Below are 17,071 nucleotides of genomic sequence, written 5' to 3'. Positions count from 1 at the left end.
TTTTAATTTAAACCGCACATTTTAACCATAAAGGAGGTTTAAGACCTCCTTTTATATTTTTATATTACTTGATTCAATAAAAATTGTACTAATAAGGAAACTGGACGTCCTGTAGCTCCCTTATTCGCACCTTGCAACCAAGCTGTGCCAGCAATATCTAAATGAGCCCAAGGGTATTTTTTAGTAAAGTTAGATAAAAATGCTCCAGCCGTGATAGCACCACCCCAGCGTCCTCCTAAATTGGCTAAATCTGCAAATGGAGATTTAAGTTGTTCTTGATATTCTTCAGTAAGAGGTAAACGCCATGCTTTGTCGGAGGATTGCTGTGCAGCTTGTTCAATGTTATGAGCTAAATCATCGTGTGGAGAAATTAATCCACTATTATGTTGACCTAGAGCTACTACGCAGGCACCAGTCAAAGTTGCTATATCAATGACATATTCTGGTTCAAACCTTTCTACATAAGTCAATGTATCACATAATACTAAACGTCCTTCGGCATCGGTATTCAGTACTTCAACAGTTAATCCACTCATGGTGGTGAGAATATCACCTGGACGATAAGCCTTACCATCAGGTAAATTCTCGCAGCCAGCCATAACACCAATAATATTTAATGGTAATTTTAATTCAGCTACAGCATGCATTACACCAAAAATTGAGGCAGCACCACACATATCGTATTTCATTTCATCCATATCAGCTGCGGGTTTTAAAGAAATACCACCTGCATCAAAGGTTAAACCCTTGCCTACTAAAACAATCGGTTTTGCATTAGGATTTGGATGATTACGATATTCCATAATAGAAAGCTGAGCTTCATTTTCTGAACCTTGAGAGACAGCTAAATAAGCCCCCATACCTAGTTCAGCCATTTCTTTTTCACCTACAATCTTAGTTTTGATTAAAGGAACACGTTGAGATAAACGTTTAGCTTGATTAGCAAGATAAACAGGATTACATATATTTGGTGGGCAATTTGCAATATCTCGTGCCATTTTTACACCTAAAGCAATGGCAGTCGCGTGTTGAATTGCTTGTTGCGCTTTTTCAGTATTATTTTCTACGTAAAAAATAATTTCAGATAAGTTTGAGTTTTTTTCTACTTTTTTGCTTTTGAATTGATCAAATATGTATTCATTAGCTTCAATAGTTTCAATAGCGAAACGAATATTCCAATAAAGATCTCGATCTTTGATTTGAATATCTGTCAAAGCATTAATAATGGTAGTAGCAATAGTTTCCTTGGCTATTTGAATAGCTTTGGCAATCAGTTGTTTATATTGTCGTTCAGTGATTTCATTTTGTTTACCCGCACCCACTAAAATAATACGCTGGGTACAGTTACGTAATATTAAAATTTGTCCTAATTTCCCTGAAATTTCACCATTTTTTATGGCATCAGTAATCTGGTCATTTAATTTTTTATCAATTTTTTTTGCTGATAGTGGGAGAGAGTTGTCTTCGAAAATAGCAAGAATAATACTTTCTTGTGCTTGTTCAAGTGAGATTGATTGTGCTGAATAATTCATTATATGTGTCCTAATTTTTACTGTTTTAAACGCAAAAATACGTTATTATATGGCTTAATAATTAAGAAGCTTGAATGTTTTAAATTAACCTGTTTTATATAAATTGCAAGAAAAATATAGGCGATAATGTGATTTTAACTAAATATTTAACCAAAGAAGTTTTTAAGAGCCAGATTGCAATTCTGTTTATCTTATTACTCATTTTCTTTTCTCAACAGTTGGTACGGGTATTAGGTTCTGCCGCTAATGGGAGTGTACCCGCAGATTTAGTACTTTCATTACTAGGATTAGGTATGCCTGCGATGGCTCAACTGATGTTACCGTTATGCTTATTTATTGCCATTTTATTGACACTAGGTCGCTTGTACGCAGAAAGTGAAATTACTGTGATGAAAGCTTGTGGTGTAGGACAAGGTATTTTAATTAAGACAGTAGTCTTACTTTCGTTATTGACAGCCACTTTAGCAGCTTATAATGTGCTTTGGATCTCACCTTGGGCAGTTCAAAAACAAGCGCAAATTATTGATGATGCTAAGGCTAATCCAACTATGTCAGCACTTTCTGCGGGACAGTTTATGGCATCTCATAATAATGATTTTGTCTTATTTATTAATACAATTAAAGACAATCAAATCAAGGATGTTTATTTATTTCAAACTAAAGAGAAAGGCAATACTAAACCATCTGTAACGGTGGCAGAAAAAGGTCAATTAACATCATTACCTAATGGTGATCAAATTTTAAATTTAGAAAATAGCCAACGAGTTGAGGGCTCAGCTGCATTACCCGATTTTCGGATTACAAATTTTGACTCTTATCAAGCTTACCTAGGTTATCAAGCCGCTGAAGATAACAAAGTCGAAACATCTGAACTTAGTATTAAAGAATTATTTGCTTCTGATAGTATGGCTGCTAAGGCAGAATTAAATTGGCGTATTAGTTTGATTTTAGCGGTGCCAATCATGGCATTATTAGCAGTACCACTCAGCCGAGTTAATCCAAGACAGGGGCGTTTTGCTAAGATTTTACCTGCATTGTTACTTTATTTAATCTATTTTTTATTGCTCAGTTCACTGAAATCTGCTGGTGATGCTAATAAATTAAATGCAAGCATACTGATGCCACTGGTTAATATTGCCTTTTTAATTTTAGGGCTTGTATTGAATGGCTGGGATAGTGCATTTATGTATAAGATTCGTCACTTATTTAGTAGAAAATCAGGAGTACAAGGATAGTGAATATGATGAATACATTAGATCGTTATATTGGTAAAAGTATTTTAGGTACTATCTTTGCAACATTACTGACTTTGGTAGGTTTATCTGCAATTATTAAATTTGTTGAGCAATTTCGTAGTGTCGGTAAAGGCACTTATGATAGTTTACAAGCTGTACTCTATACAATATTAACTATGCCGAAAGATATTGAAACATTCTTCCCAATGGCAGCTTTATTAGGTGCATTAATTGCCCTTGGTAATTTAGCTAGCCGAAGTGAATTAATTGTAATGCAATCAGCAGGGTTCTCACGTTTAAAAATTGGTTTGGCAGTGATGAAAACTGCTTTGCCTCTTGTGTTGATCACAATGGTTATTGGAGAATGGGGGATTCCTCAAACTGAACAGTTTGCTCGAGATATGCGTTCAAAAGCCCTTGCTGGAGGTAAAATGCTCTCTGTGAAAAATGGGGTATGGGCTAAGGACGGTAATGATTTTATTTATGTCCAACAAGTCAAAGATGGGGGGCAACTCAGAAATATTTATATTTATAGCTTTAATGATAAACGTGAATTGCAACGTGTTAGTCATGCTAATAACGCAAGTTATGAAAAGGGTAAATGGATATTAAAACAAGTTAATGAATCACAAATTTCTAAAGATGAAATAAAAAACAGTAATTTTGTTAATCGAAATTGGGAAACTTCATTAACACCAGATAAATTAGGCATTTTTTCGGTAAGACCGACATCTTTATCTATTTCGGGATTATCTAATTACATCGCATTTTTAAAAGAAACTGGACAAGATAGTAAAAAGTTTGAATTAACTTATTGGCGTAAATTATTCCAACCTATTTCTGTCGGGGTAATGATGTTATTAGCACTCTCCTTTATTTTTGGTCCATTACGAGGGGTAACTGCGGGTGCTCGTATCGTGACAGGAATTTGTTTTGGTTTCTTATTCTATGTAGTGAATGAAATTTTTGGACCACTGAGTTTAGTTTATAATGTGACACCAATTATGGGAGCATTAATGCCAAGTGCTTTATTCTTAGTCATTACATGGTGGTTACTCAGCCGAAAACGAGATTAAAATTTCTTTAAAAAAGACCGCACTTTCTATAAAAATATAGCCTTTTTTATAGAGTTGTTGAAATTTAAAGCAGCTAATAATAAATCTAGAATTTATTCTTGCAACAAAACAAGATCTCCGTATAATAACCGGCGAGTTATAGATTTTACTCGTTTTGCCTGGGTGGCGAAATTGGTAGACGCAGCGGATTCAAAATCCGTTGCGTAGAACTAAAAGATTTGGTAGAATTTAGGAAAATATAGAAAAACACTCCTAGCCTGAGTGACGAAATTGGTAGACGTAGTGGATTCAAAATCCGCCGATGAATAATCGTGTCGGTTCGAGTCCGACCTCAGGCACCATCTCAGATATCTTCCCTTACAAGCCAATACTCCTTAACGTTAAATTTTTTGTTAAGTGAGTAAATTATGGATCTTTTGCAAAATAAGTCCTTCGTTATTACTGTAGCATCAACCAAAGGTGGTTCAGCAAAAAGTACAAATGCTGCTAATATTGGTGCATTTTGTGCTGAGCATGGGCTTAAAACTCTTCTCATTGATACTGACACTCAGCCTACCCTTAGTTCTTATTATGCCTTAGTTTATCAAGCTCCAGGTGGTACTTATGAGTTTTTACATTTTAGAGACGTAGAGCCTTCTCACATTATTTCTAAAACTAAAATTTCACACCTTGACTTAATTCAGTCAAATGACCCTTCAAACAAAATTAGCCCAATGTTACGAGATTCACCTGATGGTGCACTTCGTTTTAGCTTACTTTTAAGCAAAATTGAAGGTTATGATGTGGTTATTGTAGATACTCGAGGTACGCGTGATATTACCGTAGATATGTCTGTATTGGCTGCAGATGTCCTTTTCTGTCCTATTCTTCCTCATATTTTGTCTGCTAAAGAATTTATTCGAGGCACGTTGGGTATGTATCAGGATTTGCAAACTTTTGCAAATTTTGGCTTCAAACTTCCTCCATTAAAAGCAGTTCTTAACTGTGTTGATCATACCAATGATGTGAAATTTGTTTCAGAACATCTGCATACATTATTTGCTACAGAATTTGATGAGTCTAAAACACTACTTGATTTTACTGTACCAGATAAGGTGGCTTATCGTGAAGCAGCAACATTCTCGATCCCAGTTTATAAACAGAATCAAGCAGAATATAAAACTATCCAAAAATTGTGTTCATTGCTATTGCCTCAATTTGCTCAAAGCCATTTTATGGATAAGGAGTAAGAGAATGAAAACACTATTAAATCTTCCTTATTCTATCGAGGCTGAACAAGGTGTACTTGGTGGCTTATTAATTAGTAATGACCGATGGGACGATGTAGCTGAAAAACTTAGTCCTACTGATTTTTACAATTATGCACATAAAGTGATTTTTGAGCATATGAGTAAATTGGCGCAACTTAATCAACCCATTGATCTTATTACACTAGAGCAAATGCTTAAAAGTTCAGGCATATTGGAAGAGGTTGGTGGCTTTGCCTATTTAGCTGAACTGTCTAAAAATATACCTAGTGCTGCTAATATTCTTGCTTATGCTGACATTGTTTCACTATTTAGCAAGCACCGTCAGTTGTTTACTTTGGGGCAGCATATCATCAGCGAAACACAGAAGCAAACGGGAAAATCTGCCGAAAATCTAGAAGCGTTGCTTGAGGATATAGAAAAAAAATTCACTGATTTAACTTTATTGAAACAAACAAAAGGCGTTGCTGATTTGAATGAAACCTTAGAAAAAGTAGTTCTTCGTATGGAGTCTTCTGCTCAGAATGCCGATCCTGTTACTGGCACGCCAACAGGTATTCAGGAATTAGATGAAGTGACTACAGGTGGTCAGGCGGGAGATTTTATTGTAATTGGTGCAAGACCTTCGATGGGAAAAACCGCATTTTGTCAAACAATTGCGTATCACACTTTAGAGAAGTTTAAAGATCTCCCTATTCAATTCTACAGCATGGAAATGCCTGCTGAGCAAATTATGCAACGTTTCTTAGCTATGCGCGCTCGTGTGAGTTTGCAAGCTATACGTAAAGCAGATCAATTGAGTGAAGATGAATGGGCAAAAATTTCTCTTGCTATGGGGAGTATTTTAAAAGAATGGAAAAATCGCTTACTTATTGATGATGAGAGTGGGGTAACACCACAAAAATTACGTTCAAAAGTTCGTTATAACATTCGTAAATATGGCAAACCCGCAGCGATCTTTATTGATTACCTGCAATTAATGCAAGGTTCACATCGCTATGAAAATCGTCATTTAGAAATTACAGCGATTTCTCAAACATTAAAAAATTTAGCAAAAGAAGTGGGTTGCCCTATATACGCCCTTTCACAGCTGAATCGCAGTTTAGAACAACGATCAAATAAGCGCCCTGTGAATGCTGATTTGCGTGAATCAGGTTCTTTAGAGCAAGATGCCGATCTCATTTTATTTATCTATCGAGATGAAGTATATAACGAACAAACAGACTATCCAGGTACTGCAGAAATCATTATTGGAAAACAACGCAATGGTCCGTTAAAGACAGTATTTACTCGATTTAAAGGGGAGTACTCGCTCTTTGAAAATCTAGCAGTAACGAACAATTAGAGAGAATAAAAACATGACAAAAAATGAAAAAAGAGCGGCTGCCATTGCACGAAATTTAAATATTAGCCCAATTGCAAATGTATCTCCATCATATCAAACGGTAACACCAAGTCATTATAACTCAGAAGTGGAATACATTACGGTGACATTAGATAAATTACGTCCTTATGAACACAACCCTCGTAAGACACGTAATCCTAATTTTGAGATGATTAAAGAATCTATTCGTCGTCGTGGTTTAGATCATAAGCCGAATATTACACGTCGCCCTGGGGAGGATTTTTATATTATTGCCGACGGTGGGAATACACGTATTCAAGCCTTAAAAGAGCTATTCACTGAAACCAAAGATCCAAAATATTGGTCCATCAGTTGTGAATATAAACCTTGGCAAGGTGATTCTGCAGACAGCGTTGAAGCTGAACTGAATATCTTGATCGGTCATTTAATTGAAAATGACACACGTGCCGATTTGTCTTTTATTGAAAAAGCACTCGGTATTTTACAGGCGAAAGAATATTACGAGAAAAAATTAGAAAAATCGCTATCTGCCCGTGAGTTATCAACGGAATTAGAGAAAGATGGTTACATCATTTCCCATGCTTTGATTTTAAAAATGGAACGTTGTGTGACTTATCTCTATCCATATATTCCCGATGTGCTATTCAAGGGGTTGGGTCATACTCAAATTGATAAGTTACTGGCTATTCGCAATAACGCAGATGAAGTTTGGCATCATTATCACCTTGAAGTGGATACACCTTTTGAGAAGATTTGGGCAAGCTCGCTTACAAGTTGTAATGAGGATGTACCATTTCAAGCACGTGATTTCCAAGATAAGTTAATTACACAGATGGCTGATTTACTTGAAGGAAAAACAACCTACGAATCACTTTATCTTGAAATCGATCTTGATGAGCGAAAATTTAAGAAAATTGCAGCCAAACAACATGAAATAGAAAACCATGTTGAACATAGCATTGAGCAAATTACACAGCATCAGGAAACAGTAAAAACAAAACCAGTGATGCCTAAGGATATTGAAAAAAACGCATCTACTGAAAATCACTCAGTTGTAACTCCTACAACGCCTTCTTCTTTAAATGAGAATGAAACAGAACATTCTGATGAAGATGTGGCCTCACAAGAGATGAGTTTCTTTGACGAAACTAATGATTCGACTATTGAAACAAATGAAGATGTTAATTCAGAGCTATTAACACAGATTTCACAAGGCTTTGGTTTAACACCAGGTATGAGTATTCAAGATCAACGTGAAAAACGTGCGATGGAAAATGGGTTATCTTTTGCCTGTTGTGGTCGCCAACCTGTTGAAGATATTTGGCAGATTTACCCTGCACGTAACTATCGTTCGGAAGCCTATTCTTTAGCATTAGATATTGCAGAGACTGCGAATATTGAAGATTTAGTGGAACACGTTATCAAAACGCCTGTGGATTATAGCTATCGAATGAAGCCAAGCAACGGTTCTCTTCCATCTTATGCCACCTTTATTTATCACCTGCTTTCTATGTTACAGACAAACGATTTTTCACAATCAACAAGCTGTACTTTAGAAAGCCACTTTTTATTTAACCAACAACTAAATTCAGTGATAGATGATATTACCTTAGTTAAAATTTTTCGACTTATTCGCGTTGTACGTCATTTACGCCAAGGAGCTCAGCCATGATTAAGCAAACAACCATTAATGAAGCCTTATTAGCCAATGTATTACTTAATCTACGAGAAGGTAATGTACGTTCTTGCCTAAATTTAGGCTTTTCAGAAGATGAACTGAAAGCAATTAATCAACTTACATTAGATGAGCTATTTTACATCAGTCATTCTACTGTGCAATTTGCCAAAGTGGAGATCAATCATGATGCTTTTTGGAAGCTCCTTGCAGTAGCTCAAGAAAATGCAGAAGAGCAACAGGTTATTGATCGCGCACTTTTGCTTGGCGCATCCATAGAAATGCTTAATCAATACTTTGGGTTATCCACTTCTGCCGTATCAGCTCGTCGTCAATTACTTGGTAAAGAAGAGAAAATGGGCAGAAAAGCGGCAGCCACGGATGAAGAGCAAGCGTTGATTTGGAATTTATGGAAGAAATATCAATCAACAATAGACACGCTCTATTCATTGGAAGGATTAGAACTGTTAAGCCTTATTGCTGAAGAAAGCAATATGAACTTAACCGTTGTTTGGAAGTTAGTTTGTGAATGGCAAAATAACTAGAAAGAAAAAAACCGAAAACAGCCTAAACCTCTATCTTTGGGGTCGGAGATTTCCATCTATGACTCTATGGAAATAATCTGATGCAATTATACCACTACGACATATTAGCGCAAGAAAAAAACTCTTTATGTTGTCTGGAGAATAAAAATGAAGATAACACAACCAGATAATAAACGTACAGAACACGGGTTGCTCTTTTTTGGTAATCAACACGAAACTGTACCAACACGTTTACTACATGATCCGCATCTAACACCAAGAGCAAAATTTGCATGGCAATTGATTAAATGTAATGCCCGAGAATTTCAAGGTGGGCTTTTTCCATCTTATGATGTATTAGGAAAATTATTATCCGATAAACCGTATGCTGATAGTCGCCTTTCAGACAAAGCAATTACGCAAACGCTCTATCTTTTACGCTTAACTCGTTGGTTGACATTATGTGAAACTGTCAGAAATGAGAAAGGACACGTTATGGGAAATGTTTATCTATTACATGATGAACCCATCCCGATTTTAGATGCACTTCAGCTCAATGATGACTATCTAACTTTTTTAGAAAAATGCGCAAAACATCACGATGGTATTGTAAACAGCGTGGCTAACCATATTATTGAGCATTTACTTTCTGATAAAACACAATGGCACTATGTTTCACATCTTGAAAGTATGCAAGTGCGTTATAGAGAGTATCAGCAACGAATTACTCAATCACAAACAAAGACTTCACAACAAGAAAAACTACAAAATATCCAAGAAAATATCCTAACTTCCAAAATGGAAGTCAGGGATTTTAATGTGGAAATCAGGGAAAAATCACCTAAAAGCCTAACTTCCAAAATGGAAGTTAGGGATGAAAATGAAGCTAACTCATTGATTTTAGACAGACTTCCAAAATGGAAGTCAGGAAAACAGTACAGTACTAGTACTTTATATATTAATAAGTACTGTACTGGAAAATCTGACGAATTGACTTGGCCAGCAGAAATATCACTTTCTGCATTAGAGAAAAATATGGCAGCACAAGCGATGAATGGATTAGATTTAGGGTTATGCCAAGCCATTCTACTTGAGGCTCAACAGCGTATTATCCAAAAACAAGATGTGAAAAAGCCAAGTGGGTATTTGTATACCTTGATACAGAAAGCACATCAAGGGACTTTTAAACCTTACTATTTTGAGCTTGGTCAACAAAGCATGGCAAGTAACCTAGAACCTGTAAAACACATCGTGGTAGCAAATAAACCCAATACACTAGAAACTGAACAACCGAAAAAAATCTCTCCGACTGAGCGAGAGAAATTAGTCAGTCAAATGAAACAATTACGAATGCAACTTTGCTCTAATTAGTTTTGGATGAAAAACAACCACTGTAAACAGTGTTTACAGTGAGCAAAAAATAATCACTGGAAAGGGGCTTTCCAGAGAACAAAAAATAACCACTGTGTACAGTGTACACAGTGAGCAAAATTTAAACAGAAATAATCTATAGGAGTATTAACTATGACAACTACACCTGAATCTCAACTTGGTCCATTACGTAGTGAGATCAAATTTACCTTACATACCCAATATGCACATAAATTATGGACAGGAAGAAATTCCATAAAAGACGAAAATGGTAAAATTACTCAGTCATCTATTTTGAGTATGCCTAATGCTTTAAAACTCATTGGACAAATTCAACAAGATGCAGCACAAGATGATCCGTATGCTGATGATTATCTACTGCGTTTTGAAGAAAAAGTACTACTTTATCGCCAAGAAATGCAACAATTAGTCAATAAACTTGTTGGTATCTATGCAGATAGATTACCCGAAAGTATTGAGTTTGAGCGTTGTACCAATGTATCACCAATCTCCTATCCTATTTATGTCAACTCTCAATTAGGTTACCAGTTACTCTATCTTCTAGGTGATTTTGATAATTTAGCCCGAGTAACAATGACAGCTGCGCATATTGCGTTATTAACTCGTGCGGATGCTCAAGAATGGCTAGAAGCAGGCGCAGTCCTACTGCGCAAATGTTTTGGCGTGATTGAAAACTACAAACATTCAGGTATTACCCGTAAAGATGCTCAAGACAAAAATGCACGCTATCAAGCTGCAATTAAGCGAATGGGTTATGAAGTGCCCGATTATGTACTAACAGGCGAACGACGTGCTGATTATGCGCCTTTTATTCGTCATAATTCGTTATTAGCGGATGAGAATGAACAATCCGTTGAAAGCCAGGTTACAACAAATACAAAACATGAATAGGTTGCTATATGGGATTAATTTCTGAAGATATGTATCGTGAACTAGCTAAAAATACAGATGTAAATAATGTACTGAAACAGCTATTCAGTCATTTAGAAACTGGAACAGATTACAAAATTTTATTTGAGCAAGTTCATCAAGCACGTACAGTTTTTATGGATTATCAGTTAGAAATGGTTCAACGAGTGAAATCGAGTGAATTACAAACTTTGCCAATTTTTATGATTAAGGATAAGTCTTCATCATCAGGTGGAACATTTTTGCGCTGGCGCAGTATGAATCATACTGGAACTGGTGAAACCGTTTGGCAGCCCTTACTAAGTAATAAAAATGTATCAGAATCTCTACGTGATGAGCTTGTCGCAGTGGAAAAAGATCGTATTTTGGTCAATATGCAGGTTTCGATCTTCAATTATATTTTGCGACAGTTGTCGGAGTGTGCTTCGAAAATTGAAAAAGTTGAACAATCTCTGTGATGTAATCCCTGAAAAATTAGGTATGTAAAGCCTGAAAAAGTTAGGTATGTAATCCCTGCATTAAAAGGCCTTTTAAAGGTAAGGGGACAAGCCCCTTACCTTAACGAAGAAAATACCTTTACTATTGGTGACTAAATAAGCGACTCACATTTTAGAAATTCATTCCAACAGAATTTTAATTAAATGCTTTTTTCTTTGTGTAAATCAAGTTTAATAGGTCGTACTTGATTTGTTGAAGGAGTAAATACAATGGCAGGCATCAATAAAGTCATTATTGTCGGGCATCTTGGTAATGAACCTGAATTGCGTACTATGCCAAATGGCGAAGCAGTTGCAAATATCAGTGTTGCAACAAGTGAAAGCTGGACGGATAAAACAACAGGAGAACGTCGTGAAGTAACTGAATGGCACCGCATTGTGTTTTATCGTCGTCAAGCTGAAGTGGTCAGTCAGTACCTTCATAAAGGTTCACAGATTTATGTAGAAGGTCGTTTACGTACCCGTAAATGGCAAGATCAAAATGGTCAAGACCGCTATACCACGGAAATCCAAGGTGATGTACTACAAATGTTAGGTGGGCGTAATAATGGAACATCCTCTGCTCCAACACAAAATCAACCTGCTAATGTATCGAATCAAATGGAGCCTCCGATAAATAACTTTGATGACGACATTCCGTTCTGAGTTCCAAACTAGCTTTACGTTGGTCCAGCGTAATTAAATAAGTGGACTCCATCCTAAATATCTATACATCTCTTACAAAAGCATTTGCTTTTAATTTCACCATCTTCCCATCAGAATGCTTAAACCAGTTATTTATAGCTAGAATCTGCTTTTCTGTTAGAGTAAGTTTTTTTCTAAGTTGTGTTAACGTACTACTTATGAAAGTCAAATCGTTATCAGGATGATGTTCAATGAATGAATTCAACCAATATTCAGCGGCATAAACCGCTTGTAAGTTTTGATAAGTATATGCCGAATGTATACATCTATACATAATCGTGCGCAAATAATTTTCATCACCTGAAGATATTTGTCCTGTTTGCTTATAATTCTGATAAATTTCATTTAATTTTCGAGATTTTAATATGGAGGTTAAATGTGAAAGTTTTTCAAATCTCAAAATCAAGTATGCTTTTACAGCATTAACATCTAAGTAATCGTGAACTTCATTATCATGCTTTGAAGTGAAATTATCTTGCTCAGTGCTGTTTTGTTCTTTACCTGACAATGTCTTGTTCGGTTCTTGTAAAACACAGCCTTTTGTAATATCAATCACTTTTTCTTTAGGGTTCACTATATTTGGTCCGTTCCTATTTTGAGCACAAGACGGTCCTGAAAACGCCAGATTTCCCATTTCGTCTTGAACAACAATACCTTTTCCTGAGGTAATCATCCTTGCGCAAAATTGACATTTGACTGTTTCGGTAAAGTCAATTCTAATTTTCTTCCATTTCATATATCTCTCCGTATAAAAAAGAATAAAAAATTGTTCACACCCAATATTACTGATTAAATGAATACAACCTAAAACACTAATGACGGCAGGATATATGACTTTTCCTCAAACACGTTTGCAAGTTTTGCATAATTATCAGGTTGAGCTAGAAAATTGGGTTGAGAATGCTCCTATAGAAAATATAAAACAGTTCATCACTGAAATTCATGGGTTAGTTTACCCAGAAGATTGGACTGCTCTGATAAATTCTCATCTTGAGAGTTCAGATTACATACAGAGTTGTGAATGTTGTCAAGAAATTCTCTCAGCAGTTTTAACAATTTCACAAATCAGTCGTCCAGAGTTAAGCAGAATATTTAAATAAAGTGATTCTTCCAATTATGGGCCACTTTTAAGGAGTTAAGATCATGAATACATTAAAGAAAAGTTTATTATTAGTATCTATTTTAGCGACTGCGGGTTGTGCAGAACTCAATGCTATTAACACAAAGGTAGGTGAAATAGCTGGGCAAATTAATCAAAGTATTTATGGTTCTAATTCGAGTAATACGACGGTAAACCATAATGGCGTAACTATTCATAGTAATAATGGAAGTTTCACTTCTCGCCAAAATATTGATAAGCTATTTATCAAAGTAAGACGTGAATTTGGATTTAGACCTGTTGAAACAGATGATCGAGCAGGTAAAGTTTATCATACAGTGCAAGGTACACTTTATCATGTATCAGGCTTTTTTGGTCATGATGAAGATTCTCGTGGTGTCTCATTGGGAGATAACTATCTTGAAGTCATTCTTGAAAACACAGGAAATAATACAGTTAGTATTAACTGGGAAGCGTCTGGTAGTGATAGATGGATTAAACAAGCTGAATCTCGTTTAACAAAAGCCGTAAAAAATTAGCAATTTCATTGAAATAAAACCTCCTAGAACATTCGCCCAGCAATAAAGCTGGGCGTTTTTTATAAAACTCGCCTTTTTCTCAAGAGATTAAGTTATTGAGAAGAATCCTTACCTTGTTTGTAATACTCCAAAGTCGATTTGTATACTTTCATCTATTTTATTATAGCTGAGCAGAAAACAAAAAATAATTACGATCTACTTGTTGAAAATATAAAAAAATTGTCAGAGTTGCTACAGTATCATTGGGAGACTATTTATCCCCAAGCATTAGGCTCAAGGGTGGCTATTCTTAACTGGTTCAATAGACAGATAAGCGATGATATTTATAAATTAACTTACCAAAATACGGATATAGATAAATTTATTTTGCTAGAAAAATCGTTGTCAATAATATTGCAATTATTAGCTTCACATAAGCAGACTTGTAACTTGAATAATTTATTGTCTTTTATTCAGGATAAAATTAAAGAAGAAAAATATAAGATAAATAATGATAGTTTGGTTATTATTACATCAAAAGAAAATAGAGTGCCGAAGAATAAGGATGTTTCTACTGCTGAAATAGACATAAATGAAAATCTAATATTAGATAGTGGAAAAAATCAAGAGAATATAATACCAGATTCAAATGGACAGGCTTTTCATAGTTCTCCTATTTTTTCTATTTTATGTTTTTTTGCTGGAGCTATTATTATCTCTCTTCTTAATAAGATTATAAACCAAAAAGCAGATAATTTACAAGAAACAATCAATACTCCACTATATGGTATATACCAAGCAAAAAAATCATGCTTTATTCATCAACAGATGACATATCTAAGTGGGAGGAAAAGTTATCTTATTATGCAGCTCTTGGTAAACAATCATTAGTACAAGATATATTAAGAGAAAGGTTGGAGAATTTACAGAATGAATTATTATTTGCAGAAAAAAACAAACAGGGATTAACAATTTCTTATTTAAAAACCGCTTTATATAATATGGAAAAAGAGTTAGATAAAATTGATAGTTTAGAAAAAAATTTAAGTGATTTATCAGAAAATAAAGATGACTTATTGCTTAGACAGAAAATCGAACAACAGTTTTTATCTTTATTAGCATATTATAATAAATTAATTGAACACAATAATTAAATAAATAAACTACTTTAGTCTGACGACACTTATGCTATAAGTGTTTGCTACCAGATTGATTAAAATGTTCTGAATATCTGATGAGTATGTATTTTATCCAATAGGTTAATTTGTCAATCAAGATAGCTAATCTTAAATAAGATTATGATAAGAAGTATATGTAATTAAGGCTAGATTTATCTCAGAACAGCTAACAATTGAATCATTACAACAAGAAATTAAACAATTAAAAGCGCAGATAGAAGTACATCAAAAAGTATTATCTGTATTATCAATGTCTCTATATGTGGCTCGTGTATTGCCTAATGGACATTTGCAAGATAAAGCAGAACACAGTATTAAACAGAATCCTTCCATAGCAGAACAACAATTAATGTTGGCAGAGTTGAAGAAGATTTTTGAATAATAAAAAACGTATCTTGATGAGATACGTTTTTTTAGGCGTTTAACCTCGATTTGCATTTTTCATAATGCGTTCTTTTTGTGTTTTCCATTCACGATCTTTAATATCGTTACGTTTATCATGTTGCTGTTTACCTTTAGCTAAACCAATTTTGATTTTTGCCCAAGCATTTTTCCAATAGAGGGAAAGGGCAATGATGGTATAGCCATCACGATTGGATTTGCCAAAAAGAGAAGCTAATTCTCTTTGATTTAAGAGTAATTTACGAGTTCTAGTGGGATCACAAACTACATGGGTAGAAGCTACACTCAGCGGTTGAATTGTTGCACCAAATAAATAGGCTTCGCCATCACGGAAAATAATATAGCTATCACTAATATTTGCTTTTCCTGCACGCATAGATTTAACTTCCCAGCCTTGTAATGAAAGTCCCGCCTCAATTTCTTCTTCAATGAAATAATCATGTCTTGCTCGTTTATTTAAAGCAATAGTATTTGAGCCAGGTTTAATTTTTTTCTTTGTCATGTGAATATGAATTAATGATTGAATACTATGTTATGAATTGTACCGAATATCTGAGTAATGTACAAATGGCAAGTATTTAGAAGTGATTTACCTTTTCACTTGCAATTCAGTCTAATCTAATTAGAATGGCGCCTTTAATAATATGATTTATTCTTTAGTAATTGCTGAGGTTGTACTTTATGAAAATATTAATTAGGGTATTGATAGTAGGAATAATGGCCAGTAGTTTAAGTGGTTGTATCATTGCTTCAGCTGCTGGAACTGTCGTTGGCACTGCGGTAGATGTGGTTGATACAGTTACTCCCGATATTACTGATTAAGTAAGATAAAAGTGCGGTAAAGATTTTCAAAAATTTTACCGCACTTTTTTAGTGGTTTAGAACATTATTCAATTTCACCGCAGAAACGATAGCCCTCACCATGGATTGTCGCAATGATTTCTGGTGTATCATGATGATCTTCAAAATGTTTACGAATGCGACGAATTGTCACATCTACTGTACGATCTTGAGGCTTTAATTCTCGTCCAGTCATTTTTTTCAATAAATCTTCACGAGTTTGGATTTTGCCAGGGTTTTCACAAAAGTGAAGCATGGCACGAAATTCACTGCGAGGAAGTTTATATTCCACTTGTTCTGGATTAATTAATGCACGTTTATTGATATCTAAGGTCCATCCGTTGAAATGATATGCATCAATATGTGCCGGGAGTGATTTTTCATTTTCAGCCATAGTGCGATGCAATAAATTACGAGCACGAATCGCTAATTCACGAGGATTGAAGGGTTTAGTAATATAGTCATCAGCACCAATTTCTAATCCCAGAATTTTATCAACTTCATTATCGCGACCTGTTAAAAACATAAGCGCAGTATTCGTTTTTTCGCGTAATTCACGAGCTAACATTAAACCATTTTTACCTGGTAAATTAATATCCATGATCACAAGATTGATTTCTTTAGTTTCAATAATGCGATGCATTTGAGTACCATCCGTAGCTTCAAAAACTTCATAGCCTTCAGCTTCAAAAATACTTTTTAATGTATTTCTTGTGACGGTTTCATCTTCAACAATTAATATTTGTGGAGAAAGCATAGGTTATATCCTTAAATAGTAAAAAATAGTTATTGCATTTTTAATTAGCATTTTACTAATTCTATATTTGCAACAATCTTGCAACAATAAAAAAATAGCTATTTTGCTATCTAGATAGAAGTTTTGTGATCTATATCATA

The 17,071-nt window shown here is 34.8% G+C and carries 19 protein-coding genes and 1 tRNA gene; 16 read left to right on the top strand and 4 right to left on the bottom strand.

Going from position 1 to position 17,071, the window contains the following annotated elements; all coding sequences use genetic code 11:
* Positions 1-59: 59 nt before the first annotated feature.
* Positions 60-1,532 carry a leucyl aminopeptidase gene (locus HMPREF1052_RS04980; RefSeq protein ID WP_005760336.1) on the bottom strand — a complete coding sequence of 491 codons (1,473 nt, stop codon included), beginning with the start codon at positions 1,530-1,532 and terminating at the stop codon, positions 60-62.
* A gap of 128 nt (positions 1,533-1,660) precedes the next feature.
* On the opposite strand from HMPREF1052_RS04980, the gene lptF reads away from it, so the two are divergent.
* The 11 genes from lptF to ssb all read left to right on the top strand — a co-directional run bounded on the left by lptF (position 1,661) and on the right by ssb (position 12,098).
* Complete coding sequence (gene lptF, locus HMPREF1052_RS04975) at positions 1,661-2,767, top strand: LPS export ABC transporter permease LptF (RefSeq protein ID WP_005760266.1); 1,107 nt, start codon at positions 1,661-1,663, stop codon at positions 2,765-2,767.
* Positions 2,768-2,772: 5 nt separating this feature from the next.
* Positions 2,773-3,843, top strand: a complete 1,071-nt coding sequence (lptG, locus tag HMPREF1052_RS04970) for an LPS export ABC transporter permease LptG (protein WP_005760355.1) — start codon at positions 2,773-2,775, stop codon at positions 3,841-3,843.
* A 255-nt stretch (positions 3,844-4,098) separates the two neighbouring features.
* Positions 4,099-4,184, top strand: a tRNA-Leu gene (locus HMPREF1052_RS04965).
* Between the two features lie 66 nt (positions 4,185-4,250).
* Complete coding sequence (locus tag HMPREF1052_RS04960; protein WP_005760321.1) at positions 4,251-5,072, top strand: ParA family protein; 822 nt, start codon at positions 4,251-4,253, stop codon at positions 5,070-5,072.
* A 4-nt stretch (positions 5,073-5,076) separates the two neighbouring features.
* A complete protein-coding gene (gene dnaB, locus HMPREF1052_RS04955) occupies positions 5,077-6,435 on the top strand; it encodes a replicative DNA helicase (RefSeq protein WP_005760296.1) in 1,359 nt (452 codons plus the stop codon).
* Between the two features lie 13 nt (positions 6,436-6,448).
* Positions 6,449-8,128, top strand: coding sequence for a ParB family protein (locus tag HMPREF1052_RS04950; protein WP_005760359.1), 1,680 nt, complete (start codon positions 6,449-6,451; stop codon positions 8,126-8,128).
* The gene (locus tag HMPREF1052_RS04945; RefSeq protein ID WP_005760331.1) at positions 8,125-8,676 is read left to right on the top strand and encodes a DUF2857 domain-containing protein; all 552 of its coding nucleotides are present in this window, start codon (positions 8,125-8,127) and stop codon (positions 8,674-8,676) included. The genes HMPREF1052_RS04950 and HMPREF1052_RS04945 overlap by 4 nt, the downstream gene beginning before the upstream one ends.
* A gap of 147 nt (positions 8,677-8,823) precedes the next feature.
* Positions 8,824-10,026, top strand: coding sequence for an STY4528 family pathogenicity island replication protein (locus HMPREF1052_RS04940; protein WP_005760273.1), 1,203 nt, complete (start codon positions 8,824-8,826; stop codon positions 10,024-10,026).
* A 153-nt stretch (positions 10,027-10,179) separates the two neighbouring features.
* Positions 10,180-10,938 (top strand): PFL_4669 family integrating conjugative element protein, encoded by a 759-nt coding sequence (locus HMPREF1052_RS04935; RefSeq protein ID WP_005760323.1) that lies wholly within the window; start codon positions 10,180-10,182, stop codon positions 10,936-10,938.
* A gap of 8 nt (positions 10,939-10,946) precedes the next feature.
* Positions 10,947-11,414: a DUF3158 family protein gene (locus HMPREF1052_RS04930; RefSeq protein ID WP_005760343.1), complete on the top strand. Its 468-nt coding sequence runs from the start codon at positions 10,947-10,949 to the stop codon at positions 11,412-11,414.
* A gap of 249 nt (positions 11,415-11,663) precedes the next feature.
* On the top strand, positions 11,664-12,098 hold the full coding sequence (ssb, locus tag HMPREF1052_RS04925) for a single-stranded DNA-binding protein (protein WP_005760275.1): 435 nt from the start codon (positions 11,664-11,666) through the stop codon (positions 12,096-12,098).
* A 61-nt stretch (positions 12,099-12,159) separates the two neighbouring features.
* Here ssb and HMPREF1052_RS04920 read toward each other — a convergent pair whose 3' ends face one another.
* Complete coding sequence (locus HMPREF1052_RS04920; RefSeq protein ID WP_005760268.1) at positions 12,160-12,873, bottom strand: hypothetical protein; 714 nt, start codon at positions 12,871-12,873, stop codon at positions 12,160-12,162.
* Between the two features lie 94 nt (positions 12,874-12,967).
* On the opposite strand from HMPREF1052_RS04920, the gene HMPREF1052_RS04915 reads away from it, so the two are divergent.
* The 5 genes from HMPREF1052_RS04915 to HMPREF1052_RS11585 all read left to right on the top strand — a co-directional run bounded on the left by HMPREF1052_RS04915 (position 12,968) and on the right by HMPREF1052_RS11585 (position 15,314).
* Complete coding sequence (locus tag HMPREF1052_RS04915; protein WP_040596309.1) at positions 12,968-13,237, top strand: hypothetical protein; 270 nt, start codon at positions 12,968-12,970, stop codon at positions 13,235-13,237.
* Positions 13,238-13,280: 43 nt separating this feature from the next.
* Entirely contained in the window at positions 13,281-13,775 is a 495-nt protein-coding gene (locus HMPREF1052_RS04910) for a hypothetical protein (RefSeq protein WP_005760291.1), read from the top strand.
* A gap of 279 nt (positions 13,776-14,054) precedes the next feature.
* Positions 14,055-14,645, top strand: a complete 591-nt coding sequence (locus tag HMPREF1052_RS04905; RefSeq protein ID WP_147280370.1) for a hypothetical protein — start codon at positions 14,055-14,057, stop codon at positions 14,643-14,645.
* Positions 14,564-14,908, top strand: a complete 345-nt coding sequence (locus HMPREF1052_RS04900; protein WP_081484392.1) for a VasL domain-containing protein — start codon at positions 14,564-14,566, stop codon at positions 14,906-14,908. Before HMPREF1052_RS04905 ends, HMPREF1052_RS04900 begins: the two co-directional genes overlap by 82 nt.
* A 274-nt stretch (positions 14,909-15,182) precedes the next feature.
* A complete protein-coding gene (locus tag HMPREF1052_RS11585; protein ID WP_256593597.1) occupies positions 15,183-15,314 on the top strand; it encodes a hypothetical protein in 132 nt (43 codons plus the stop codon).
* 39 nt (positions 15,315-15,353) lie between these two features.
* Here the strand turns inward: HMPREF1052_RS11585 and smpB are convergent, their stop codons facing one another.
* Positions 15,354-15,836 carry an SsrA-binding protein SmpB gene (gene smpB / locus HMPREF1052_RS04895; protein ID WP_005760299.1) on the bottom strand — a complete coding sequence of 161 codons (483 nt, stop codon included), beginning with the start codon at positions 15,834-15,836 and terminating at the stop codon, positions 15,354-15,356.
* Between the two features lie 384 nt (positions 15,837-16,220).
* Positions 16,221-16,931 (bottom strand): two-component system response regulator ArcA, encoded by a 711-nt coding sequence (arcA, locus tag HMPREF1052_RS04890; protein WP_005760313.1) that lies wholly within the window; start codon positions 16,929-16,931, stop codon positions 16,221-16,223.
* Positions 16,932-17,071: the final 140 nt, after the last annotated feature.

Source organism: Pasteurella bettyae CCUG 2042, from assembly GCF_000262245.1.
Classification (GTDB): Bacteria; Pseudomonadota; Gammaproteobacteria; order Enterobacterales; family Pasteurellaceae; genus Basfia; species Basfia bettyae.
Note: the sequence above shows the minus strand (reverse complement) of the source record. Positions and strands in the feature narration are given on the sequence as shown.

Excerpts from the sequence above, each read along its gene's own strand:
- HMPREF1052_RS04940 (WP_005760273.1), top strand. The coding sequence starts at position 8,824 with ATGAAGATAACACAACCAGATAATAAACGTACAGAACACGGGTTGCTC.
- HMPREF1052_RS04960 (WP_005760321.1), top strand. The coding sequence starts at position 4,251 with ATGGATCTTTTGCAAAATAAGTCCTTCGTTATTACTGTAGCATCAACC.
- HMPREF1052_RS04900 (WP_081484392.1), top strand. The coding sequence starts at position 14,564 with ATGCTTTATTCATCAACAGATGACATATCTAAGTGGGAGGAAAAGTTA.
- HMPREF1052_RS04935 (WP_005760323.1), top strand. The coding sequence starts at position 10,180 with ATGACAACTACACCTGAATCTCAACTTGGTCCATTACGTAGTGAGATC.
- smpB (WP_005760299.1), bottom strand. The coding sequence starts at position 15,836 with ATGACAAAGAAAAAAATTAAACCTGGCTCAAATACTATTGCTTTAAAT.
- HMPREF1052_RS04915 (WP_040596309.1), top strand. The coding sequence starts at position 12,968 with ATGACTTTTCCTCAAACACGTTTGCAAGTTTTGCATAATTATCAGGTT.
- HMPREF1052_RS04945 (WP_005760331.1), top strand. The coding sequence starts at position 8,125 with ATGATTAAGCAAACAACCATTAATGAAGCCTTATTAGCCAATGTATTA.
- HMPREF1052_RS04920 (WP_005760268.1), bottom strand. The coding sequence starts at position 12,873 with ATGAAATGGAAGAAAATTAGAATTGACTTTACCGAAACAGTCAAATGT.
- ssb (WP_005760275.1), top strand. The coding sequence starts at position 11,664 with ATGGCAGGCATCAATAAAGTCATTATTGTCGGGCATCTTGGTAATGAA.
- HMPREF1052_RS04950 (WP_005760359.1), top strand. The coding sequence starts at position 6,449 with ATGACAAAAAATGAAAAAAGAGCGGCTGCCATTGCACGAAATTTAAAT.
- HMPREF1052_RS04910 (WP_005760291.1), top strand. The coding sequence starts at position 13,281 with ATGAATACATTAAAGAAAAGTTTATTATTAGTATCTATTTTAGCGACT.
- dnaB (WP_005760296.1), top strand. The coding sequence starts at position 5,077 with ATGAAAACACTATTAAATCTTCCTTATTCTATCGAGGCTGAACAAGGT.
- HMPREF1052_RS04980 (WP_005760336.1), bottom strand. The coding sequence starts at position 1,532 with ATGAATTATTCAGCACAATCAATCTCACTTGAACAAGCACAAGAAAGT.
- HMPREF1052_RS11585 (WP_256593597.1), top strand. The coding sequence starts at position 15,183 with ATGTCTCTATATGTGGCTCGTGTATTGCCTAATGGACATTTGCAAGAT.
- arcA (WP_005760313.1), bottom strand. The coding sequence starts at position 16,931 with ATGCTTTCTCCACAAATATTAATTGTTGAAGATGAAACCGTCACAAGA.
- HMPREF1052_RS04930 (WP_005760343.1), top strand. The coding sequence starts at position 10,947 with ATGGGATTAATTTCTGAAGATATGTATCGTGAACTAGCTAAAAATACA.
- lptG (WP_005760355.1), top strand. The coding sequence starts at position 2,773 with ATGATGAATACATTAGATCGTTATATTGGTAAAAGTATTTTAGGTACT.